At 44.2% G+C, this 21,261-nt stretch carries 23 protein-coding genes and 1 pseudogene; 14 read left to right on the top strand and 10 right to left on the bottom strand.

Annotated features, from left to right (window positions below; genetic code table 11):
• The first annotated feature begins 9 nt into the window (after window positions 1-9).
• The gene (locus BW928_RS03930) at window positions 10-837 is read left to right on the top strand and encodes a M15 family metallopeptidase (RefSeq protein WP_076554933.1); all 828 of its coding nucleotides are present in this window, start codon (window positions 10-12) and stop codon (window positions 835-837) included.
• 45 nt (window positions 838-882) lie between these two features.
• On the opposite strand, the gene BW928_RS03925 is transcribed toward BW928_RS03930, so the two are convergent.
• Together BW928_RS03925 and ettA are read right to left on the bottom strand one after the other, a co-directional pair.
• Window positions 883-2,403, bottom strand: a complete 1,521-nt coding sequence (locus BW928_RS03925; RefSeq protein ID WP_076554932.1) for a hypothetical protein — start codon at window positions 2,401-2,403, stop codon at window positions 883-885.
• 107 nt (window positions 2,404-2,510) lie between these two features.
• Window positions 2,511-4,172: an energy-dependent translational throttle protein EttA gene (gene ettA / locus BW928_RS03920; RefSeq protein WP_076554931.1), complete on the bottom strand. Its 1,662-nt coding sequence runs from the start codon at window positions 4,170-4,172 to the stop codon at window positions 2,511-2,513.
• Window positions 4,173-4,400: 228 nt separating this feature from the next.
• On the opposite strand from ettA, the gene BW928_RS03915 reads away from it, so the two are divergent.
• A complete protein-coding gene (locus BW928_RS03915; RefSeq protein WP_227516540.1) occupies window positions 4,401-4,604 on the top strand; it encodes a hypothetical protein in 204 nt (67 codons plus the stop codon).
• Between the two features lie 262 nt (window positions 4,605-4,866).
• On the opposite strand, the gene BW928_RS12070 is transcribed toward BW928_RS03915, so the two are convergent.
• Window positions 4,867-4,992 carry a hypothetical protein gene (locus BW928_RS12070; protein ID WP_259741470.1) on the bottom strand — a complete coding sequence of 42 codons (126 nt, stop codon included), beginning with the start codon at window positions 4,990-4,992 and terminating at the stop codon, window positions 4,867-4,869.
• A 73-nt stretch (window positions 4,993-5,065) separates the two neighbouring features.
• On the opposite strand from BW928_RS12070, the pseudogene BW928_RS03910 reads away from it, so the two are divergent.
• From BW928_RS03910 to parC, 4 genes and pseudogenes are all read left to right on the top strand, one after another.
• Window positions 5,066-5,353: pseudogene (locus BW928_RS03910) on the top strand (GNAT family N-acetyltransferase).
• A gap of 82 nt (window positions 5,354-5,435) precedes the next feature.
• Window positions 5,436-5,717, top strand: a complete 282-nt coding sequence (locus tag BW928_RS03905; RefSeq protein WP_076554929.1) for a 4a-hydroxytetrahydrobiopterin dehydratase — start codon at window positions 5,436-5,438, stop codon at window positions 5,715-5,717.
• 69 nt (window positions 5,718-5,786) lie between these two features.
• On the top strand, window positions 5,787-6,473 hold the full coding sequence (locus BW928_RS03900) for a DUF1345 domain-containing protein (protein WP_076554983.1): 687 nt from the start codon (window positions 5,787-5,789) through the stop codon (window positions 6,471-6,473).
• A gap of 100 nt (window positions 6,474-6,573) precedes the next feature.
• The gene (gene parC / locus BW928_RS03895) at window positions 6,574-8,793 is read left to right on the top strand and encodes a DNA topoisomerase IV subunit A (RefSeq protein ID WP_076554928.1); all 2,220 of its coding nucleotides are present in this window, start codon (window positions 6,574-6,576) and stop codon (window positions 8,791-8,793) included.
• Between the two features lie 35 nt (window positions 8,794-8,828).
• Here parC and BW928_RS03890 read toward each other — a convergent pair whose 3' ends face one another.
• The 4 genes from BW928_RS03890 to BW928_RS03875 form a co-directional block, all read right to left on the bottom strand.
• Window positions 8,829-9,674: an RsiV family protein gene (locus BW928_RS03890; RefSeq protein ID WP_076554927.1), complete on the bottom strand. Its 846-nt coding sequence runs from the start codon at window positions 9,672-9,674 to the stop codon at window positions 8,829-8,831.
• Between the two features lie 28 nt (window positions 9,675-9,702).
• Window positions 9,703-10,521: a putative RNA methyltransferase gene (locus tag BW928_RS03885; protein ID WP_076554926.1), complete on the bottom strand. Its 819-nt coding sequence runs from the start codon at window positions 10,519-10,521 to the stop codon at window positions 9,703-9,705.
• Window positions 10,522-10,615: 94 nt separating this feature from the next.
• Window positions 10,616-11,485, bottom strand: a complete 870-nt coding sequence (locus BW928_RS03880; RefSeq protein WP_076554925.1) for a DMT family transporter — start codon at window positions 11,483-11,485, stop codon at window positions 10,616-10,618.
• A gap of 81 nt (window positions 11,486-11,566) precedes the next feature.
• Entirely contained in the window at window positions 11,567-11,854 is a 288-nt protein-coding gene (locus tag BW928_RS03875; protein WP_078310257.1) for a helix-turn-helix domain-containing protein, read from the bottom strand.
• A 179-nt stretch (window positions 11,855-12,033) separates the two neighbouring features.
• Between BW928_RS03875 and BW928_RS03870 the strand changes: the two genes are divergently transcribed.
• From BW928_RS03870 to BW928_RS03855, 4 genes are all read left to right on the top strand, one after another.
• The gene (locus BW928_RS03870) at window positions 12,034-12,858 is read left to right on the top strand and encodes a hypothetical protein (RefSeq protein ID WP_076554924.1); all 825 of its coding nucleotides are present in this window, start codon (window positions 12,034-12,036) and stop codon (window positions 12,856-12,858) included.
• Window positions 12,859-12,866: 8 nt separating this feature from the next.
• A complete protein-coding gene (locus tag BW928_RS03865; protein WP_076554923.1) occupies window positions 12,867-13,190 on the top strand; it encodes a single-stranded DNA-binding protein in 324 nt (107 codons plus the stop codon).
• Between the two features lie 129 nt (window positions 13,191-13,319).
• Entirely contained in the window at window positions 13,320-13,670 is a 351-nt protein-coding gene (locus BW928_RS03860; protein ID WP_076554922.1) for a hypothetical protein, read from the top strand.
• A gap of 51 nt (window positions 13,671-13,721) precedes the next feature.
• On the top strand, window positions 13,722-14,234 hold the full coding sequence (locus BW928_RS03855; protein ID WP_076554921.1) for a surface-adhesin E family protein: 513 nt from the start codon (window positions 13,722-13,724) through the stop codon (window positions 14,232-14,234).
• 142 nt (window positions 14,235-14,376) lie between these two features.
• Here BW928_RS03855 and BW928_RS03850 read toward each other — a convergent pair whose 3' ends face one another.
• The 3 genes from BW928_RS03850 to BW928_RS03840 are packed head-to-tail and all read right to left on the bottom strand — an operon-like array spanning window position 14,377 to window position 16,611.
• Window positions 14,377-14,583 carry a hypothetical protein gene (locus BW928_RS03850; RefSeq protein WP_076554920.1) on the bottom strand — a complete coding sequence of 69 codons (207 nt, stop codon included), beginning with the start codon at window positions 14,581-14,583 and terminating at the stop codon, window positions 14,377-14,379.
• Window positions 14,558-15,001 (bottom strand): putative toxin-antitoxin system toxin component, PIN family, encoded by a 444-nt coding sequence (locus tag BW928_RS03845; RefSeq protein ID WP_078310260.1) that lies wholly within the window; start codon window positions 14,999-15,001, stop codon window positions 14,558-14,560. Before BW928_RS03845 ends, BW928_RS03850 begins: the two co-directional genes overlap by 26 nt.
• 23 nt (window positions 15,002-15,024) lie before the next feature.
• Window positions 15,025-16,611 (bottom strand): peptide chain release factor 3, encoded by a 1,587-nt coding sequence (locus BW928_RS03840; RefSeq protein WP_076554918.1) that lies wholly within the window; start codon window positions 16,609-16,611, stop codon window positions 15,025-15,027.
• Window positions 16,612-16,997: 386 nt separating this feature from the next.
• Between BW928_RS03840 and BW928_RS03830 the strand changes: the two genes are divergently transcribed.
• From BW928_RS03830 to BW928_RS03815, 4 genes are all read left to right on the top strand, one after another.
• On the top strand, window positions 16,998-18,002 hold the full coding sequence (locus BW928_RS03830; protein ID WP_076554916.1) for a tripartite tricarboxylate transporter substrate binding protein: 1,005 nt from the start codon (window positions 16,998-17,000) through the stop codon (window positions 18,000-18,002).
• Window positions 18,003-18,095: 93 nt separating this feature from the next.
• Window positions 18,096-18,539: a tripartite tricarboxylate transporter TctB family protein gene (locus BW928_RS03825; protein WP_076554915.1), complete on the top strand. Its 444-nt coding sequence runs from the start codon at window positions 18,096-18,098 to the stop codon at window positions 18,537-18,539.
• A 3-nt stretch (window positions 18,540-18,542) separates the two neighbouring features.
• Window positions 18,543-20,045, top strand: coding sequence for a tripartite tricarboxylate transporter permease (locus tag BW928_RS03820; RefSeq protein ID WP_076554914.1), 1,503 nt, complete (start codon window positions 18,543-18,545; stop codon window positions 20,043-20,045).
• Window positions 20,046-20,178: 133 nt separating this feature from the next.
• Window positions 20,179-21,222: an AbrB family protein gene (locus BW928_RS03815; protein WP_076554913.1), complete on the top strand. Its 1,044-nt coding sequence runs from the start codon at window positions 20,179-20,181 to the stop codon at window positions 21,220-21,222.
• The last annotated feature ends 39 nt before the right edge of the window (window positions 21,223-21,261 follow it).

Here is a 21,261-nt window from a genome sequence, read left to right as displayed (position 1 = left end):
ATTTATGCAATGAAATTTAGCAAAAACCTTACAAAACACACCTGCAATATGCTGCTTGGTGGCAGCCTTATTATCGCTGGCGGCACCTTGTCTGCTTGTGCCAATAGCACCAAAGCACCCACAGAAAATAAAACAAATCCACCAGCCATCAAAATAGAAAATGGCAATGTGCCAAATGCTCCTGTAGCTCAAGCGGCAAATAACCCCACCGTTCACCAAAATACGGCAATCGCTCAACCAGCTCCAGTACAACAGCCGATGCCCGTAACTGCCACTCGCCTGCCTGTACCAGTAGCAGCTGCCAAATGTGCCCCAGAGGCGTTGGCGGTAGGCATCAAACATTTCGCCTATAACGAAGCCTCGTCATCGGATTTGGTATGGAGCGGTTATGGCAGCCAAAGCGACAGCAAATATAAAATTCACCAAGAAGCCAAAGCAGCCCTACAAGAGCTGGTCAATGCCGCAAGACGCGATGGCGTTAGCTTAACTCCCGGCTCAATCTTTAGAAGTGTGGCACGCCAAAAGCAAATCGTTGCCAACAAAAAATCCCAAGGGCAATCGGCACGACAAATTTATTACACATCATCACACCCGGGATTTTCGGAGCATCATACAGGTTTGACGGTGGATTTTTCGCCAATTGAGAACAGCTTTGCCAACACCGCAGGCTATCGCTGGCTTGTAAAAAATGCCAATCAATACGGCTGGTATCAGAGCTTTACCAAAGATTATACCGCCTATAGTGGCATTGCCGTTGAGCCATGGCACTGGCGTTATGAAGGCAAGCAAGGTGAATACTCGCCAATCTTTGCCGCCAGTAAAAACAGAAGCTGTTGATAAACCATCCAAAAACACTGGAGCATAGTCCTCCAGTGTTTTTTATTATTTATCATTAAATAAAAAGCCTTCTGAAACTGGTTGCAGATATTTACCTTCAATCACAAGGCATTGTGCAGATTTTGCCTTCTTGTTCTCACTACCATCAAAAAAGTCCACCGACTGTGGGCAAAATACTTTGGTCACCCCCAAATTCCACGCCATATAGCCGTATAGAGCAGCGTTAGGTCTGGGATTGGCAATATTTGTTCCAGTAAACGCATCTTCTTTGCAAAATTTACTCCAACTTATTGGTTCAAAACTTTGCTTGTATTTTTCAATATCTGATTTTGTAAATCCGTTGATGGTATCTATCATAGCATTGCTGTTATGGACCAAATACCATGCCGAGTCTTGGGGTCTTTCTATAAAGCGTGATGCATATAATAAAATATTGTAATTTGCAAAAAACATTACATAAAGTGTATACACAAGACTCGGTACAAAACTCAAACCCAATACAAGCAATGTTATATTGTATTCAGGTGTATCATATTGCTTGTTTTCAGTATAATCAGATGCTGAAAGATGTGAAAATAGGCAAGAAAGCCCATATAATACAACGCTTACTATATAAAATATCCAGCTTCTATCTTTTTCGAGAATACTATTGGTAGGAAATACCACAAGCTCAAAAAACAATAGCAAAGATACTACCAGAAATACGGGTGGTGCAAGTACAAAGAGTATCTTTTTAAGCAAAAGCTCTCGGCATCCATATTTATTTTTTATAAAATGAATTGTATAGCAAAAAGAAGATAAGGCAAAAAAGGCAACCGTTAGATTTAACAACCATTCACTATCAAAATACACAGCTAATGCAAAAATCAGTGTGCACAAAAATAAATTCCAGTGAATAAATTTTGAGAGAGTATCTAGAGATAAAGCTCTTTTTTCTCCAAAAAATAATATCTTGATAACTATTAATGGCAAACAAATAGCAAAAAATAAAACTGGTAATAATGGGATTATAATGAGTAATATTGGAGTTATAGACAATAAAAACCCTACAAGGAAAAATTTAGCTTTGTTTGACTTGTTGCTCAAGCTTAATTTGATCGTCAAACTCAATTGTTTTAATCTAGGATGAAAATTAAAAACAGATTGCTTGTTGATTTGATTACCTACAGCACGCTTGGTGTTTTGTTTTTGTTCATCAAAATATATACCAAGTAGCAAAACATGAGACAGAAATGGCGATAAAAACCCAACCGCCATCATCAATGAAAAGATAAAATACGCCACCAAAATAGCAATAAACGACTCAGACAAACCAACCGTGCTTGCAAACAATGATTTTTGATTGATTGCTGTCAAATAAGAATACACATTCAGACCACCAATCACCACAGCAATAGCCATCAGCAAAGACAAGAATTTTATAAGCATTTCCAATATCCGCCCCATACTAGAGCATTTTTTAACACTATTGATTGGTTCATTGGTGGCGGTCTTTGGCTGGGACGGCTGATGCTCAAGATTATCCAGCTGTTGATTGATGCTATTTTGCTCGTCACTTGCATTCATGGTGATATATCCTTGACTTAATAATTTTTGTTAATAATTTTCCAATAACAAATTCAGCCCATCAAATAACACAAGCCCAAACGATATGCTTGGGCTTGTAAGTGGCATTAACCGCCAATCTTCTTATATTTCATTCGCTTAGGCGTGGCATCTGCACCCAGTTTTTCTTTACGCCATTTTTCATAATCGCTGTAATTGCCATCAAAAAACTCAGGCTCTTCGTTCTCAAACGATAAAATATGCGTACAAATACGATCCAAGAACCAGCGGTCATGCGATACCACCATCACCGTACCAGGGAATACCTGCACCGCATCTTCCAAGGCACGCAAAGTCTCAACATCAAGGTCGTTTGATGGTTCGTCAAGCAAGATGACATTCGCCCCTTGTTTTAGGGTTTTGGCAAGTTGCAAGCGATTGCGTTCACCGCCCGACAGGCTGCCTACGCGTTTTTGCTGGTCTTGACCTTTGAAATTAAACCGTCCAATATACGCACGGCTCGGCGTGGTATATTCACCAACGGTAATCATATCAAGGCCGTCCGAGACTTCTTCCCAAACTGTCTTGTTGTCATCAAGCTCATCACGCACCTGACCGACATAGGCAACCTTCACACTCTCACCAATCTCAACGGTGCCTGTGTCAGGTTTGTCCTTGCCTGTAATCATGTTAAACAGCGTGGTTTTGCCCGCACCATTTGGGCCGACAATCCCCACAATTGCCATCGGAGGCACGGTAAATGACAGATTTTCATACAGCAAACGGTCGCCAAACGATTTTGAGATATTATTCACCTCAATCACCTTATTGCCCAGACGCGGCCCTGGCGGGATATAAATCTCGGCAGTTTCGTTGCGTTGTTGGAATTCACGCGAGTTCATTTCTTCAAAGCGTTCTAGGCGAGATTTGGATTTGGCTTGCTGACCTTTTTGGTTTTTACGCACCCATTCCAATTCCTGCTTTAAGGCTTTGGCAAAGGCTTCTTCTTGCTTTTGCTCTTGTTCTAGGCGTTTGTTTTTCTGCTCCAGCCACTCGGTGTAGTTGCCTTGATACGGATAGCCATAGCCACGGTCAAGCTCCAAAATCCACTCAGCAACATTGTCAAGGAAATAACGGTCGTGGGTAATCGCCACAATCGTACCGCTATAATCTTTTAAGAATCGCTCAAGCCATGCCACACTTTCTGCGTCCAAATGGTTGGTCGGCTCGTCAAGCAGTAGCATATCAGGCTTAGAAAGCAAAAGTCGGCACAGAGCAACACGGCGTTTTTCGCCCCCTGACAGCTTGGATACATCAGCATCCCACGGTGGCAAACGCAAAGCATCGGCGGCTTTTTCTAGTTGAGTGTTTAAATTATGAGCATCCCAAGCGGTGATAATATCCTCCATCTTGCCCTGCTCGGCAGCCAATTTATCAAAATCAGCATCAGGCTCGGCATATTCGGCATAGATTTGGTTTAGGCGTTCTAGTGCGTCCAATGCCTCACGCACGCCGTCCTCGACATTGCCACGCACATCTTTGCTGGGGTCAAGCTGGGGTTCTTGGGGTAAATAACCCACCTTAATGCCTGCCTGTGGTCGTGCCTCACCGCTGAACTCGGTATCCACACCTGCCATGATGCGTAGCAAGGTGGACTTACCTGCACCGTTTAGACCCAAGACACCGATTTTTGCCCCGGGGAAGAAGGACAGCGAAATGTCTTTTAGGATTTCACGCTTGGGAGGAACAATTTTTGACACCTTGTTCATGGTGTAGATATATTGAGCCATGATTTTCCTTGATATTAACAATTTCAATAAAAACAATCACTTAGATTGTATTAACCATCATCAGACAGGCCAGCCAATGTTGGCAAACTTAACCGTTTATTATCGCACGCTTTATATGCTAGGGCAAGGTGTTTTACCACGATTTACCCATGGTAATAATTTTATTTAGATACTTGACAAACCGCCATCAATAAAATTACACTATTGTATAAATTAGCTGTCTTTTTATTGCTAATTTGTAACAATTCAGCCAAAGAATTTGAACAAAAAGCCCGTGCCGAACGCAAAGTTACTGGCAAAAATATTGCCGCAGCTTTGTTCTTTTGGCCAGCTCTGATTGGCACTTATTCTAATACCGAAGAAGCCATCAATGCCGCCAAAGAACGACAAGTCAATCTAACCAATCTGTACGAACAAAAAGGTTGCCGTTAATCACTTAACGGTCGGCGTTGGCTGGGGAATTTATCGCCCATGCTTAATATGGTTGGGCGATAAATGCCAAAACCCTGTCAAGCCAGTTGGCTGGTAAGGGTGCGGCAGCTGACCATCTTTTTAATTATCCAGAATTTAACCCACAAGATAAGCCGATGGGTCGCCACCCAATAATGAATTGTGCCAACCACACGCTTATCATTGCTACACCAAGCCATCTTTAACCCAAGCCTTGCACCAAAAACACCAACTCACAATCTGCTTAAAAAATAGCAATGCCATCTGCTTGCGTTTGGTGATTTTGGGCAATATACAGACTTATCACCCCTGCCATTAAGATGATGCCTTGCCAGAATAAAAAATTCCTGCTATTGTTTGTCTTAATCATAAATACAGCCTGCTCAAGCCATTTTTCATTTTTGCACCCAAGCATTGCCATAAATACAGCCCAAGGAGCGTATATGACAGCCACAATCACTCACAACATTGCCGCCCAGCGATTTGAAACACTTATTGACGACAAGGTGGCATATCTTAGCTACCGCATCGTTGATGAGTAGACACTTGATTATAACCACACCATCGTGCCAGCCGAACTTGGCGGGCGTGGTCTTGGCACGGCTTTGGTAAAATTCGCCCTAGAATATGCCACAGACAGTCGCAAAAAAGTCATCGCCAGCTGCTCATTTGTGGCGAACTATATCAATAAACAACAAAATTATCATCATTTATTGCATAAAAATTCATAAACCATGCTAAAATAATAATAGATAATAAATGCACTGTTATTGTTAAAAATTATCAATAACAACCCTCTTTATAAGGAATTTTATGAGCAGCTTAACTTCTGATCAAGTCGCCCTGCAACTAGAGAGCCTGCCCAACTGGTCGCTTGAGGGCAATAGCCTTAGCAAAACTTTCACCTTTGAGGACTTTGCTGATGCGGTGGGTTTTATGGTGCGTGCAGCATTTCATGCCCAAAGCCTTGAGCATTATCCCGTCTGGCAGCACGATTACAACACCATCTGCGTGCGTATCGGCGACCCAGCACAGCACGCCATACACAGCCGAGATGTGCAGCTTGCCAAACGCCTTGAAAGCCTTATTGGCTAAGCTGTCAGGTTTGCCCCATTAGCCACTACCAAGCGGTGTTTATCGCTTGGTTTTTATTGATTGATGACCATGTCTGCTTTATTGCGATTTTTTAAGAACAACAACCACCTTATCATTGCCATCACCGTTGCGGTATGCGTTTATGGGATTTTGTTTAGTGAACTGCGATTTTTTCGTAGCTTTATCCCCACTTTACAACAGCCCACCGCTTATTTGTTGGTTTGGGACAGTTTTTTGCTGACTTACTTAATCTTGGTTGGCTTGGTCTTTGGCAGAGTTAGCCAATCACAAATCCAAGAACAAGCCCATCAAGAATACGAAAAACGCACCACCATGCTGGTACTTATCTGCACAGCCAGTATCATCAGCATTATTACCATTATTCAAGAGATGCGTATCGGTGCCGATGCCAGTGGCTGGCTTGCTGGTTTTCATATTGGGCTAACCATGTTCACACTGGTGCTGTCTTGGCTGTTTATTCATATTTTATTTGCCTTGTACTATGCACATGGTTATTATGACAGCGATAACAATGACCATTATCCGCTGGATTTTCCTTATGAATCCAAGCCTGATTATTGGGATTTTGTCTATTTTTCGCTTGGTATTGGTGCAACAGGACAAACGGCAGATATTTCCTTTACAGGACGAAAATTGCGACGCATTGGGGCATTTCATAGCGTGCTGTCGTTTTTCTTTAATACCGCCGTGCTGGCACTGATGATTGAAATGTCAGCCAGTTTGATAGCCATTTAGCATCGCAACAAAGATGACTGCCACGCATTCTGCACGAAAGCCACTACCGAATTTTTGGTAATTTTGCTATTATAAGCCATCATTTGCAACAACGACAATCATGAGTACACACATTGATACTCGCTCTGTGAGCGATTTTACCGAACACGCCTATCTTAACTATGCCATGTATGTCATCATGGATCGTGCTTTGCCGCATATTGCCGATGGGCTAAAACCTGTGCAACGCCGCATCGTCTACGCCATGAGTGAGCTTGGGCTACGGCACACCTCCAAACCAAAAAAATCAGCTCGTACTGTCGGCGATGTGCTGGGCAAATATCACCCACATGGCGACTCTGCCTGCTATGAGGCAATGGTGCTGATGGCACAGCCATTTAGCTATCGCTATCCACTCATCAGCGGTCAGGGCAACTGGGGCAGTCCTGACGACCCCAAATCCTTTGCCGCCATGCGTTATACCGAAGCCAAGATGAGCCTGTACGCCAACACGCTGCTTGCCGAACTTGAACAGGGTACGGTGGATTGGCAGGATAATTTTGATGGTTCGCTCAAAGAACCCATCACCCTGCCTGCACGCCTGCCGAATATTTTGCTCAATGGCACAACAGGCATCGCCGTTGGTATGGCGACCGATATTCCACCGCATAACTTGGGCGAGGTTGTCAAAGCCTGTATTCGCTTGCTAAAAAATCCCGAAATCAGCATCAAGCAGCTCACCCAAAGCATCATCGCCCCTGACCTGCCCACCAGTGCCGAGATTATCACGCCAAGGGACGAGTTGGTTGCAATGTATACAACAGGCAAAGGCAGCTACAAAATGCGTGCCACCTACCACACTGACCCCAAAGACAAAAATCTCGTCATCATTAATGCCTTGCCCTATCAAGTCTCGGGCAATAAAGTTGTTGAACAAATCGCCAAATTGATGACGGATAAAAAACTACCTTGGGTGGTGGAGATTCGTGATGAGTCTGATCATGAAAACCCTTGCCGTCTTGTCATTGAGCTAAAAAAAGGCAAGCTGGATATTGACAAAATCATGAGCCATCTGTTTGCCAATACTGACCTTGAGATGAGCTTTCGGGTCAATATGAACATGATTGGCATCAATGGCAAGCCTGAAGTCAAAAACCTAAAAACCATTTTGTCCGAATGGCTGTCGGTGCGTCGCAGCGTGGTGATTCGCCGACTACAGCACCGTCTCGAAAAAATACAAAAACGACTGCACATCTTGGCAGGTCTCTTGATTGCGTATTTGAACATTGATGAGGTGATTCGCATCATTCGCGAGGAGGACGATCCGAAGTTTGAGCTGATGAGCCGTTTTGGCTTGAGCGAGATTCAAGCCGAGGCAATTTTAGACATCAGATTACGCCAACTTGCCAAACTTGAAGAAATTGAACTTAATGCCGAAAAAGCAAGCCTTGAGGCCGAGCTGGCAACCATCACCAAACAGCTCAATGATGCCGATGCCCTAACTGAGCTGCTGATAGATGAGCTGACCGCCGATGCCAAAGAGCATGGCGATGCTCGCCGTTCGCCTGTTGTGGAGCGTGAAGAGGCGGCAAGCCTGAAGGCAACCGAGCTTATCAGTAGTGAGCCTGTTACGGTGATTTTGTCGCAGGCAGGGTGGATTCGTCTTGCCAAAGGGCATGGCAACGATCCTTTGAGCATGAACTATCGTGCAGGCGATGGCTACCTGACGCACGCACTGGGTAAATCCACCGAACGCTTGATTTTGCTTGACAATACAGGGCGAAGTTATGGCATTGATACCATCAACCTACCCTCCGCTCGTGGTCAAGGCGATCCCATTACCAGTCTGCTAACGCTTGGCAACGGTACAAAAATTGAGCAAATTCACTTTGCCAAAACCCAAAATATCCTCATGGCAAGCAGCACAGGCTATGGTTTTATCAACAATCTTGACAATCTTGACACCAACCAAAAAGCAGGCAAAGCCAGCATCAATCTCAATGGCGGCACGCTGCTGCCTATCGCTCTGATTGACGAAAAAGACACACTGGTGGCTGTCAGCAGCTCTGATGGCAAATTGCTGATTTTCCCAAGTGATGAGTTGCCAATGCTTGCCAAAGGCAAAGGCAACAAGCTCATCAACCTAAAAGCCGATGAACACATCACCGCCATCGCAAGTTTGTCAAGTGATGACAGTCTGGTTATTACCGCAGGTAAACGCACACTTACGCTAAAGCCTGCCGACATCGCCAACTATATCGCCAAGCGTGCCAGTCGTGGCGGTGCGTTGCCCAAAGGTTTTGGCAAGGTTTCACAACTGTCAAAACACACCACAGACTAACGCATAAACCGCTCAAACATCAGAGCGGTTTTTTATTACAAATACTGCGGTTTGATCAATGCACGCATTTGCTGCTTGTCCAGACGCAGACTGATGGGGCCATACACATAAGGTGCAATCTCATAAGGCTGGTACAAAAACTCCATACCGTCTTTGTCAAAGACAAAATTCCGCGTAACAAAAAATTCCCACGACTGCCCATGCTCTGCTGGGTCAGCTCCCTGACTGCGAAGCATGGCATCAAACTGTGCTTGCAAAGTCTGCTGCAATGCTGGCATTTGATTTGGCAGCACCACATCGGATAAATCCAGCTGACGCTTGGCTTGCAAATCAAACACATAATAAAAATAACTCGTCATGCCATGAGCACCACCAAGATAAATCTCGCCTGACACACTCATCTGTGGCAAATCCTTATAAAAGCCCAAAAAGTCAGGCTTGGCACTCACAACAACCATCTGCTCGCCTGACGCCTCTTTGGCAAGACGGTCAAGGTTTTGCTTGATACGCCCAAGCTGTTCGCCCAGCTCGTCATCACTCACCACAGGTTTGGCATAAAAATCCTGAATACGCTTAGCAGCTGGCGAACCTTCTGCTGACTCCTCACCAGAATCCAGTATGCTTAGCACGGCTTTATTAATCGTACTGTCAATCCACGCATAAGGGGTGCTGATTAGCTGATACTCCATCTGCGGGCATTGGTTTGTGCATTTTTGGTTAATATTATCTTTAGATGATATGATTTTATTCTGCCAAGCAAACGATTGATTTTGCTCTTTTGTCTTGATAACATCAGCAGCCATCTGTACCTGTGGCTTGTCGGCACAAGCTGTCATCATGCCCAGCACAACACACATCGCCGCCCATTGCCAGTATCTCATATACCCTCCCAGTTTGTATTTTATGGCATTAATAATATTCAACCATCACTGTTTTTTTAAACAGCATGACACAAAATTCGCCCACTGCCTCAAAGCTCTCCTGTCGCTCAAGCCATGCTCGCCGCTCGGCGGTTGCCTTATACGCATAAGGAGTCATGGCAATCAATTGTCGCAATGATTGATTATCAAGCTGCATCGGTACAGTGATTTGTTGCCTGTCTGTCAGCACAAACTCTGGTGCAAGCACATCAAGATATTTATCAGGACTATGCTCAATCACCGTGCCAAACAATGCCTCACGCACAGCATACAAATGTCTTGGTGCAGCAACCGCCACCAATAGCACGCCTGATACATCAAGCACCCGATAAATCTCCTGCTTTGGCAGTGGACTGAACAAACTGGTGCAAACATTCACCGAACCGCTTGCCACAGGCAATGCCGATGAAGTTCCCACCAGCCAGCAGACACGCTTGTTTTTGTCAGCCTTGGCAGCAATTTGCACCGCCGACTTGGCGATATCAAGCCCCAAAACCTGCGTCTGTGCTGTCAGTGCCTGCGTATAATAACCTTCGCCACAGCCAATATCCATCACCACGCCTGCCTGCAACTTATGCACAATATCAGCAACCGCCGTGCGAAATGGTGCATAATGCCCTGCCGACAAAAACTCTCGCCGTGCTTGCACCGCCTGCGGTGTATCTCCAGGGTTTTTGCTCTTTTTGTGCTGAACGATGTGCAGATTGACATAGCCTTCTTTGGCGATATCAAAGCTGTGGTTGAGCGTACAACGGAATATCTTGGCAGAAACCTGAAGTGGTGATTGGCAAACAGGACAAATTAACATGACAAATCAGCATTTTTGGCAAATGAACCGTATTGTAACATAAATTGCCAGCTGGCTCGGCGATTTTCTAATTTTAATGATTTTAATCCTATGGTTATTTTTTGCTTGCCAAAATACCGCTGACAATCACCAGCACAATGCCCACCATCGCCATCGCTGGCAATATTTCACCAAACACCAGCACGCCATACAGGGTTGATAGCACCACCACCAAATAACCCAGTGCCGAAACCATGAACTTACGCCCAACCTTGTAGGCATGAGTCATTGCCAACTGCCCTGCCATCGCCGACAGTCCAATGCCAAGCAAATAGGGCAACATCTCAGCAGAGATTGCCGTCCAGCCCTTGATGCTGCTGATGACCGCTGACAGCAGACTTGCCAACGCCGAAAAATAAAACACAATCCGCCAAGAAGGCTCACCAAGCAGCGACAGCTCACGCACCTGCAAATAGGCATAACCTGCAATCGCACCACTGGCAAGCCCGATGACCGTTGGCAAAAGCCCATGCCCCAATACACTGGGTCGCAAAATCAGCCCAATGCCAACAAGCCCCACCAACAATGCTGCCCATGTCAGTGCCGATGGTCGCTGCTTTAATAACAGCAGTGAAAATATCGCCAAAAATATCGCTGAAGTGTGGCTAAAAGTAATCGCGGTCGCCAGTGGCAAATACACCAAGCCAAAAAAGAACATAAACAAGCTAATCGTGCCTGCCAGCGATCGCCAAAAATGTGCCAGCGGATAATTCGTAGCAAATGATCGTCCCAAAATCATCGCCTGCACGCCCAGCACCACCGCTGCAAAGCTCACTCGCCAAAATACCAGCTCATACTCATGCATGGCAAATTTGACGGCGGTGATTTTGACCAAAATGCCCATGGTGGCAAAACAAAAAGCCGCCAAGACCATCCATAATGAACCGATGACGGAGCCTGCGTCTGCGTGGGGAGTTTTTGGCATGATTACTCCTAGAAATTAAAAAGCCAATTGCGAAAATTGGCTTGAAAATTACATTCTGCACTCTCTTGACGACTGTGTTAATTATACACCATCAAGCAACTGGCGTAACAAAGCGATTTCTTTGTCTTTTTGGGCAAGCAGCTCGTCTTTGTGAGCGATAATTAATTGGAGTTTTTCAATTTCGTACACATTATTATAGTATTTGTTTGCATAACTGCCATGATTATCACCAATCAACAATGCCACTTCCTTATCGGCTTTTAGTAATTCAACAATATCAATATTAAAAGTATTGGCAATGTTTTGCAAATGCTCAACCGTAATTCTGCTCTCGCCTCGTTCCAGTTTGGCATAGCCATTTTTGGACATTGCTAGCTTTTATGCCATCTGTTCCTGGGTCAGATGTTGCTCTTTTCTAAGCTTAACAATGTTATCGGCAATATCCATGGCTTACCTTTTGTGGGTTAAAAATGTCAATTTTGTTGGTGGAATAATTGGCTATTTTAGTATAAATTTCAGATAGTTTCAATTTTTATTTGGATAGTGTTATGTATATCACCAATCACAATATGAGTCGATTAATTGAAAAAGTTGAACTATCAGCCAATGAAATATTAAAATTGCCAGATATACAGTATTTCATCTCTGATCAAGAATTAACACAGCTCTCTCGTGCAAAAAAATTTTTTCAAGGTGCCCAGACAACAAATCTAAGCATAATTAAGGAAGTATCTGTGCCAAAAGATACATTTACCAAACTATATGAAGGCATACCGCCTGCCTACCATATCAACCAAGACTGTTACAGGCTTCAAAATCACTACCAAAATCTATTTATTCCAAAAGAGGTGCAAGCTAAAGGCAAGGCAGAGGTTCAACGGTTTCGCAAATATGTCAAGACATTTGACTTTGATGAATTAGAACAGGAATCTACCATCATTGCCATTAAAGCCGAATTTGGTTTCGCAGATGAACGCTTTGCCAAAGAAGAATCTAATAATAGCGGAGCTACTCAAATTGATTTTACAAAACTATTACTATCCGACATTCAAAACATTCTTAATTCAAGCATTCAAGAAATGAAAAATTTTTCCAATATTTCAAAAATACATGAAAAAGTTTTTCAATTGAGATATCGAACACCAGAAGACATTTGTCGGCTCACAAGAAAACACAACCCTCAAACTTCAGAAGCAGCAAAAAATCTGTCTGAATTGAAACATCATTTGTTATTATCAAAAATGGCACTATTTCAAAAGGAAGTAAATTTTAATATAAACAACATTAACGAACAACTATTGAAAAACAATGGATTTAGGGCTTGTAGTACCTGCATCCCAAAAACAAGCCGTCAAAAAATTATTTTTGTTTAGGATAGTTTATGAGTGTAAATATAGTTATTCTTATCGGCAGGTTAGGCCAAGATCCTGAAGGCAAATCTTTTCAGAATGGCGGCATGATTGCACACCTATCAGTTGCCACAAAACAAAAATGGAAAGATCTGCAAGGTGATAGCCAAGAACGCATTGAGTGGCACAGAGTTGTTTTGCATAATAAATTGGCTGATTTTGGTATGACTAATCTCACCAAAGGTAGTCTTGTTTATGTTGAGGGATCTTTAAAGCATCGTCAATACCAAGACAGACAAAACACAACACGATATATCACCGAAATAGAAGCAAAGTTAATCCACCCTCTTGATTAGATTATTTGCTACAAATAACACAAAATTGCATTATTAACAAACCACAAAATAGGTGCAAACACTCGAATTTGTTGGTTGAGTCAATTATGATTGCTATCTATTATACCCATGGTTTTATTAGGAGATTTTATGAAAAATTTAGTACTTATTTTAAGCTTACTTGCTCTGCCATCTTTGGCAAATGCTTATTGCTACGGAAGCGAAAGACTATATAGCTGTAGTGATAGCAATGGCAATAATTACGATGTACAAAAAATTGGCAATTTAACCTATGTCAATGGATATAACCGCAACACAGGCAGTTCTTGGAGTAGTGAATCTCAGACCATTGGCAACATCACTTATCAAAACGGACGGGCAGCTAATGGCAACAGCTGGAATCAAACCATTCAACGCATTGGTAACTCAACCTATTATAGCGGTATGGATGGCAACGACAACTACCAAAGTCAAACTTGCGACTCATACGGTTGCTACTAGGCAAATCAAGCACAATTTTAGAAGTTTAAACATGATTATTTGAGGTGAAAAATGACAAAACGGACGGTCTTTTTATATTTATCCCTACTGGCTGGGCATTCAGTCTTAGCGGCAGACTGGGCTGAAGTCAGTCAAAGTGACAATGCTGTCATATATGTAGATACAGACAGCATTCGTACGCATAAAATTGCCAACGGTCGCATTTTTCGATCTGTGTGGGAAAAATGGGAATATGACTCAGCACAATCCTTACCAAGTAGTAAGAATATAAGCCAACTATTTTCCGATACATTATATCCAATAAAACGTACCGCAACAGAGCAAGAAGAGTACGATAAAAAGAGCAAATACTGGTCTATGAGAATTTTTACCTACTATGATTGTAGTAATAAAAAATCCAAAACCGATGCAGCTAATTACTATAATTTCTATAACAACCCTATCGACTCCATTAACTTCTCTATTAATCTAAGATCATCTGATGATTGGAATAGAGCCGTTCCTGATACCGTAGGCGAGTCTACACTTAATTTTGTCTGCTCCGCCAAGCTAAAAAACAACTAGCCCAAACCAAAATAAAAACCAAATCTTTGACGATTTGGTTTTTGTTTTATCAATGCTCCCTTATACTTCTAAACTCCACTTCAGGATATCGCTCTTGCATCAGTTGCAAGTTCACACGGCTTGGGGAAAATTGAGAAACGAATCACAAAACCCTATCCAAAAGCTCCATTGCTCTTTTAATATCACCTTGTTTAGCTCTATTTTCAAAGCGTTTTCTTGCTTCATATTCAGCAAGCATATTAGACATTGTTTCATCTATTAAATGAGCGACACTTAACCCTCTTTCATTGGCAATTAAATTTAAGCGTTCGTGTTTTTCATTGCTAACTTGAAGTGTTACAGTTCCCATCATTACTCCTTAACTGCAATAATTGTTCTGGTGCTAAAATTTTAATGCCAAAATTTAATTCGTTTTGACGAAAGTCTTTTTGATTATGGCTCACAATAATTTTAGCATTGCCTGCTACTGCCAATTCTATTAAATGATTATCACCTTCATCTTTTAAATTAGGCCTCCACAAATAAAAAATACGCACCCACTCACAAACAGATAACAAGGCATTTAAAATTTCATTGCGCTCATCTAATGATAATTTGCTTTTGACAAACACATCATCACGAGCCAAAACATCTTCATATTCTGCCAATAATGCCACGCCAATAATTGGTGTAAATTCGCCATTTAAACAAGCTTTAATTAGGCGGATGGCATGACAAGACCCCAAGCACGCCCCCACCAAAATATTGGTATCTAAGACGATTTTCATTATAATCCTGCATTAATCCAAAATCAATGCTCCCTGATACTTCTAAACTCCACTTCAGGATATCGCTCTTGCATCAGTTGTAAGTTCACACGGCTTGGGGCAAGGTAGGTCAGATAACCGCCACCGTCCACCGACAGTTGGTCATGGGCTTTTTTCTTAAACTTCTCAAACGCCACCTTGTCATCACAATGCACCCACCGCACCGTGGCGATGGATACAGGCTCAAAGCTGCATTGTACTTTGTATTCTTCTGCCAAGCGATGTGCCACCACCTCAAACTGTAGCACACCCACCGCACCCAAAATCAAATCATTGTTAATTTGGGGCATAAACACCTGTGTCGCCCCTTCTTCGGACAGCTGCTGCAAGCCTTTTTGCAATTGCTTGGATTTCATTGGGTCTTTTAGCACCACACGGCGAAACAGCTCAGGGGCAAAATGCGGAATGCCCGTGAAGTTCAAACTCTCACCACTGGTAAAACTGTCGCCAATTTGTATCGTGCCATGATTATGAAGACCGATAATATCACCAGCATAAGCCTCCTCCAGCGTCTCGCGGTCGCCCGCTAGGAACATTAAGGCATCAGAAACCCGCACCTCTTTGCCCAGTCTGACATGATTCATCTTCATGCCACGCTCATATCGCCCCGAGCAAATTCGCATAAAGGCAACACGATCTCGATGCTTTGGATCCATGTTTGCTTGGATTTTAAAGACAAATCCTGTAAATTCAGGCTCATCAGCACGCACAATGCGTTCTACCGCCTGATGGTCTTTGGGCTTCGGGGCATGAGCAACCAGTGTGTCTAGCACCATATCCACCCCAAAATTACCCAACGCCGTGCCAAACAACACAGGGGTAATCTTGCCTGACAAAAACTGATCCTCGTCCCAGTCTTCGGCAGCAAGCTGAGCAAGCTCAAGACTTTCGACAAATTCATTAAACACAAGCTCGCCCAAGCGATCACGCACATCGGCATGATCATAGCCATCTCTGACTTCTATTTCGCTAATTTGACTGCCTTGTCCTTTTTTGTACATATACAGCTTGTCTTGCTTGATATGATACACCCCAACAAAATCCTGTCCCATGCCCATCGGCCAAGTAATCGGCACACAGCGGATTTTTAGCACACTTTCAATTTCATCAAGCAACGCCAACGGATCTTGAATCTCGCGGTCAAGTTTGTTCACAAAGCTAATAATCGGCGTATCACGCATACGACAGACCTCCATCAGCTTGATTGTCCGCTCCTCAACACCTTTGGCACCATCAATAACCATCAATGCAGAATCCACCGCCGTCAGTGTGCGATAAGTATCCTCGCTAAAATCAGCATGGCCGGGCGTATCTAGGAGGTTCACCATACATTCTTTATAGGGAAATTGCATCACCGAAGTTGTGATAGAAATGCCCCGCTCTTGCTCCATACTCATCCAGTCGCTGGTGGCATGACGATCCGCCTTGCGTCCACGCACCTCACCTGCCACCTGAATCGCCCTGCCCCATAGTAGCAGTTTTTCGGTCATGGTGGTCTTACCTGCGTCAGGGTGGCTGATGATGGCAAAAGTCCTGCGAGCGTTGATTTGGTCGAGTAGATTGGTTGTCATTGTATGCCTTGTTTGTTTTAATGAATGATAAACATCGGTTAGCTGTGATATGCTTTGGGTGATTTGACTGCTTTGATAAATTTACATGGCAATGCCCACGCCTTGCTGCCCTATTATATCTTAAATGAGCCACAAAAGCACCGCCAATCCCGCCCAAGTTCTTTGTATTTATTTATAATCTTGGCAAACAATAAAAACACACCAACGCCATCAGCAATGGTATATTTTTGTTTAATCAAAATCACGGCTGCCATCAATTGTTGCTTTGTTACCAAAATTTTTCGCTAAATATGCTTGACAGTAACAGCATTTTGATATATTTTACCAAAAATAACCGCATAAATGATATGGTTATAAGGAAATTCAATCTCTGGAGTATCTCCCTAATGTTCAAAAAATCCGCACTTTTGACCGCTGCTTTGTGCACAGCGGTTGCACTCACCGCCTGCAAAAACGACAAAAATGCCGAAGCAGGTATGCCAAAAAAACCTGAATGTATCGCCCCAGCCAAACCGGGTGGCGGTTTTGATCTGACCTGCAAACTGGCACAAAGTGGACTAAAAGACACAGGATTGCTTGACAAGCCAATGCGTGTAACCTATATGCCCGGTGGCGTCGGTGCGGTCGCTTATAACAAAATTGTCGCCAACGACCCCGCCAATGGTGATGCCATTGTTGCCTTTTCGACAGGCTCATTGCTAAATCTTGCACAGGGTAAATTTGGCGAAAACTACAGCGAAGATGATGTTCGCTGGCTGGCTGCCGTTGGTACAGATTATGGCATGGTGGCGGTCAATGCAAACTCACCTTTGCAGAATTTGCAAGATTTGGCAAATGCCCTAAAACAAGACCCCAAAGCCATCAGTTTCGGTGCTGGTGGCAGTGTCGGCGGTCAAGACTGGCTCCAAACCGCCATGGTTGCCAAAGCCGCTGGCATTAACCCCAAAGACATGACCTATGTCGCCCTAGAAGGTGGTGGCGAAGCAGTAACCGCTGTGCTTGGCAATCACATCAGTGTTGTTAGTGCTGGCATTGCCGAGATGGGTCCTTATATCGAATCAGGCAAAGTGCGTGTGCTGGCTGTATTCGCCCCCGAAAGACTGGGCGGCAAGCTAAAAGATATCCCAACCGCCAAAGAACAAGGCTTTGATGTTGAGTGGCCTGTCATTCGTGGCTACTACATGGGTCCAAAAGTTAGCGAAGAATCATATCAGTGGTGGAAAAATCGCTTTGATACCATGATGGCTGACCCAAAATTTGCAGAGCTGCGTGCCTCTCGAGATTTGTTGCCATTTGCCATGACTGGCGATGAGCTACAAGCCTATATCAAAAAAAGCACCGATGAGATGCGTGTTTTGTCAAAAGAATTTGACCTAAATTCACAAAACTAAGTTTGTCATGTCGGCAAGCCCATCATTAATACGGCAGGCAAGCTACAGCCTGCCCTTATCAGCCATGTATTGCATAATACATAAGGATACATGATGAACGCAAAATTTGAACGATATTTTGCAGGACTGCTTCTGATTGTCAGTCTGTTTTTGTTATATCTGGCATCGGGCTATGTTGCCCCAATCGCCTATGATCCGTTGGGCCCAAGACCCTATCCAATGCTGCTGCTGGCTCTACTTGCGGCGTGTTCGTTGTTTTTGTTGGTTCGTCCCAAAGCAGAGATTGACCAGCTTGGCTATACGCCATCATTACTAAAAAAACTTGCCTTGTGCCTAGTTACCTTGCTTGGCTATGCGGTGCTGTTTGAGCTGCTTGGCTTTATCATTGCCACAGCGATAATGGCAACCATTGTCGGTAAGCTGTTTGGTGGCAAATTGCTGCATTGTCTTATCTCGGGCGTTGCCATGGGCGTCTTGCTCTATTTATTGTTTGACCAAGCACTTGATGTGCCGCTGCCACTTGGTTTGATTGGATAAATTATGGATACCTTAAACTACTTATTATCAGGCTTTGCGGTGGCATTAACACCAACCAATCTTATGCTTGCTTTTATTGGGGCATTTTTGGGAACAATCGTTGGTATGCTGCCTGGTCTTGGCCCAATTAATGGCGTTGCGATTCTTTTGCCGCTAGCCTATGCACTTGGCTTGCCACCTGAATCTGCCTTGATTTTGCTCGCTGCGGTCTATTTGGGCTGTGAATACGGTGGTCGCATTTCGGCAATTTTAATCAATGTTCCCGGTGATGCTGCTGCCATCATGTCCACCCTAGACGGCTATCCGCTTGCCAAGCAGGGCAAGGCAGGGGTGGCGTTGTCATTGTCAGCGGTCAGCTCATTTACAGGCAGTATCATTGCAACGCTTGGCGTTGTGCTGTTTGCACCACTGCTTGCCAATTGGGCGGTTGCCTTTGGCCCTGCAGAATACTTTGTGCTGATGGTGTTTGCCATCACCTGCCTAAGCGGTCTGGTTGGCGATCAACCCATCAAAACCGCAGTTGCTGCCCTAATTGGTCTTGGTCTGGCAACCGTTGGTGTGGACGCTGTTACAGGCGTGTATCGCTTTACTTTTGACTCGGTGAATCTGTCTGATGGCATCGCCTTTACCACGGTTGTGATTGGCTTTTTTAGCATCAGCGAAATTTTAATCATGCTTGAGCAGACCAGCACAGGACAAAAAGCCCTTGAGCAAGGCAAGCGTGCGTTGTTTAATTTCAAAGAATTAATGTTCTCTGCTGGCACGATTTTAAGAAGTGGCGTGATTGGCTTTGTTGTCGGCGTGCTGCCCGGTGCTGGTGCAACCATTGCCAGTGCCATGACTTATACCAACGAGAAAAAAATCGCTGGCGACACAGGCAAATTTGGTGAAGGTGATTTGCGTGGTATCGCCGCTCCAGAGGCTGCCAACAATGCCTCAGCCTGTGGTTCATTTATCCCGATGCTAACCTTGGGCGTACCCGGCTCTGGCACAACAGCGGTGATGATGGGTGCTTTGACCCTATATAACATCACGCCCGGCCCACAATTATTTGCCGAGCAGCCTGATATTGTTTGGGGTCTGATTGCGTCATTGTTTGTAGGCAATGTGATTTTGCTGATACTCAACCTGCCACTTGTTGGATTATTTGCCAAAATGCTCAACACCCCAAACTACATTCTCATTCCAGCGATTGCTGCGGTGAGCTTTGTGGGCGTGTATGCCATTCATAGCACGACTTTTGATTTGATTTTGATGGTTGCTCTTGGTGTTTTGGGCTATGTATTACGCAAGCTCAATTTCCCATTGTCAGCCTTGATTTTGGGCTATGTATTAGGTGAGCTGATGGAATCAAGTCTACGCCGTGCCTTGTCCATCTCACAAGGGGATTTGGGCATCTTATTCCATGGGCCAATCGTACAAATCCTATGGGTGCTTGTGGTGCTGATGGTACTGCTGCCTGTATATCGCTGGCTGCGTAACAAAAATCGCAAACACATCGCCTAAGCATAAGCAGCCACAAAAAGTGGCTGTTTTTTGTTTGGTTTTATACTCTGATTTGTATGACAAACTTGGGTCAAGCCACCCTTTGCAAAGCCCAACAAATCATCGCAAGCCATCTGGCATACTGGAGAATTTTATGACAACGACACTGCCAGCGTATTTATTGAGCTTTTTGATTGCACTTGCAGGCGGTGCTTTGGCAAACTTGCTTGGGTTGCCCATTCCTTGGCTGCTTGGCTCATTGATTGCCATTGGTGGCTGTAGTTTGGCAGGATTGCCCATAAAAAATGCCGAAATTGGTCGCAAAACGGGCTTGATGATTATCGGGCTGTCGCTTGGCTTGTATTTTAGCCCACAAATGCTTGATTTGATTGCACAGTCAGTTTATCTGCTGATTGCGGTTGCCATTTTTAGCATCACACTGGGAATTATCGGCTCAATCATCGCCTATCGCATTGGCAAAGTCAGCTTTAAGACCGCTTGGTTTGCCTCTGTTGTCGGCGGGGCGAGCGAAATGTCCAATCTTGCTCAATTGCACAATGCTCGTGTGGATTTGGTGGTTGCCGCCCATACACTGCGAGTATTTCTGCTGGTAACGACCGTGCCATTTTTTTATCAATTCATGGGCTATCACGGCGAGGATAGTCGCACCCTTGAGTCAAGCCAAGCGGTCAATTTTGCCAATCTACTGCTACTTTTGGCACTTGGTGCATTGGCTGCCAAATACTTTGAATACAAAAAATGGTCAAATCCTTGGACATTTGCACCCTTGTTGGTTGCTGCGATTTTGACCGCCAATGGGGTGCATTTGTCAGCGATACCGCCTGTTTTGTCATACTTAGGTCAGGTGTGTATCGGCTGGACGCTTGGCACCAAGTTTCGCCCTAATTTTTTTCAGGTTGCACCACGACTGCTGACTGCCACTGCCATCAGCGTGTTGATACATCTTATGCTGACATTGCTGATGGTGTGGCTATTGACCCATTATAGTGATATTGACAAGGCGATTTTGGGACTGGGTTTTGCCCCCGGTGGCGTGGCAGAGATGACCATCACTGCCAAAACTTTGCAGCTGGGCGTGCCAATCGTTACCATGCTGCATGTGGTGCGTATGATTGCTGTGGTCGCCAGTGCAGGGGTGCTGTATCATTGGCTTGATAAATACTTTATCAAGCAATAAACCAAACAAGCGATTCTGCCACGCCTATGCTATAATAAT

Origin of the sequence: Moraxella cuniculi DSM 21768, assembly GCF_900156515.1 — a bacterium.
Taxonomy (GTDB): domain Bacteria; phylum Pseudomonadota; class Gammaproteobacteria; order Pseudomonadales; family Moraxellaceae; genus Moraxella; species Moraxella cuniculi.
Note: the sequence above shows the minus strand (reverse complement) of the source record. Positions and strands in the feature narration are given on the sequence as shown.

Bases quoted from the DNA above. Each gene is read 5' to 3' on its own strand.
- BW928_RS03905 (WP_076554929.1), top strand. From the start codon at position 5,436: ATGAGCAGCTTAACTTCTGATCAAGTCGCCCTGCAACTAGAGAGCCTG.
- BW928_RS03860 (WP_076554922.1), top strand. From the start codon at position 13,320: ATGAAAAATTTAGTACTTATTTTAAGCTTACTTGCTCTGCCATCTTTG.
- BW928_RS03865 (WP_076554923.1), top strand. From the start codon at position 12,867: ATGAGTGTAAATATAGTTATTCTTATCGGCAGGTTAGGCCAAGATCCT.
- BW928_RS03880 (WP_076554925.1), bottom strand. From the start codon at position 11,485: ATGCCAAAAACTCCCCACGCAGACGCAGGCTCCGTCATCGGTTCATTA.
- ettA (WP_076554931.1), bottom strand. From the start codon at position 4,172: ATGGCTCAATATATCTACACCATGAACAAGGTGTCAAAAATTGTTCCT.
- BW928_RS03850 (WP_076554920.1), bottom strand. From the start codon at position 14,583: ATGGGAACTGTAACACTTCAAGTTAGCAATGAAAAACACGAACGCTTA.
- BW928_RS03840 (WP_076554918.1), bottom strand. From the start codon at position 16,611: ATGACAACCAATCTACTCGACCAAATCAACGCTCGCAGGACTTTTGCC.
- BW928_RS12070 (WP_259741470.1), bottom strand. From the start codon at position 4,992: ATGATTAAGACAAACAATAGCAGGAATTTTTTATTCTGGCAAGGCATC.
- BW928_RS03900 (WP_076554983.1), top strand. From the start codon at position 5,787: ATGTCTGCTTTATTGCGATTTTTTAAGAACAACAACCACCTTATCATT.
- BW928_RS03845 (WP_078310260.1), bottom strand. From the start codon at position 15,001: ATGAAAATCGTCTTAGATACCAATATTTTGGTGGGGGCGTGCTTGGGG.
- BW928_RS03820 (WP_076554914.1), top strand. From the start codon at position 18,543: ATGGATACCTTAAACTACTTATTATCAGGCTTTGCGGTGGCATTAACA.
- BW928_RS03930 (WP_076554933.1), top strand. From the start codon at position 10: ATGAAATTTAGCAAAAACCTTACAAAACACACCTGCAATATGCTGCTT.
- BW928_RS03825 (WP_076554915.1), top strand. From the start codon at position 18,096: ATGAACGCAAAATTTGAACGATATTTTGCAGGACTGCTTCTGATTGTC.
- BW928_RS03830 (WP_076554916.1), top strand. From the start codon at position 16,998: ATGTTCAAAAAATCCGCACTTTTGACCGCTGCTTTGTGCACAGCGGTT.
- BW928_RS03855 (WP_076554921.1), top strand. From the start codon at position 13,722: ATGACAAAACGGACGGTCTTTTTATATTTATCCCTACTGGCTGGGCAT.
- BW928_RS03890 (WP_076554927.1), bottom strand. From the start codon at position 9,674: ATGAGATACTGGCAATGGGCGGCGATGTGTGTTGTGCTGGGCATGATG.
- BW928_RS03925 (WP_076554932.1), bottom strand. From the start codon at position 2,403: ATGAATGCAAGTGACGAGCAAAATAGCATCAATCAACAGCTGGATAAT.
- parC (WP_076554928.1), top strand. From the start codon at position 6,574: ATGAGTACACACATTGATACTCGCTCTGTGAGCGATTTTACCGAACAC.
- BW928_RS03875 (WP_078310257.1), bottom strand. From the start codon at position 11,854: ATGTCCAAAAATGGCTATGCCAAACTGGAACGAGGCGAGAGCAGAATT.
- BW928_RS03885 (WP_076554926.1), bottom strand. From the start codon at position 10,521: ATGTTAATTTGTCCTGTTTGCCAATCACCACTTCAGGTTTCTGCCAAG.
- BW928_RS03815 (WP_076554913.1), top strand. From the start codon at position 20,179: ATGACAACGACACTGCCAGCGTATTTATTGAGCTTTTTGATTGCACTT.
- BW928_RS03870 (WP_076554924.1), top strand. From the start codon at position 12,034: ATGTATATCACCAATCACAATATGAGTCGATTAATTGAAAAAGTTGAA.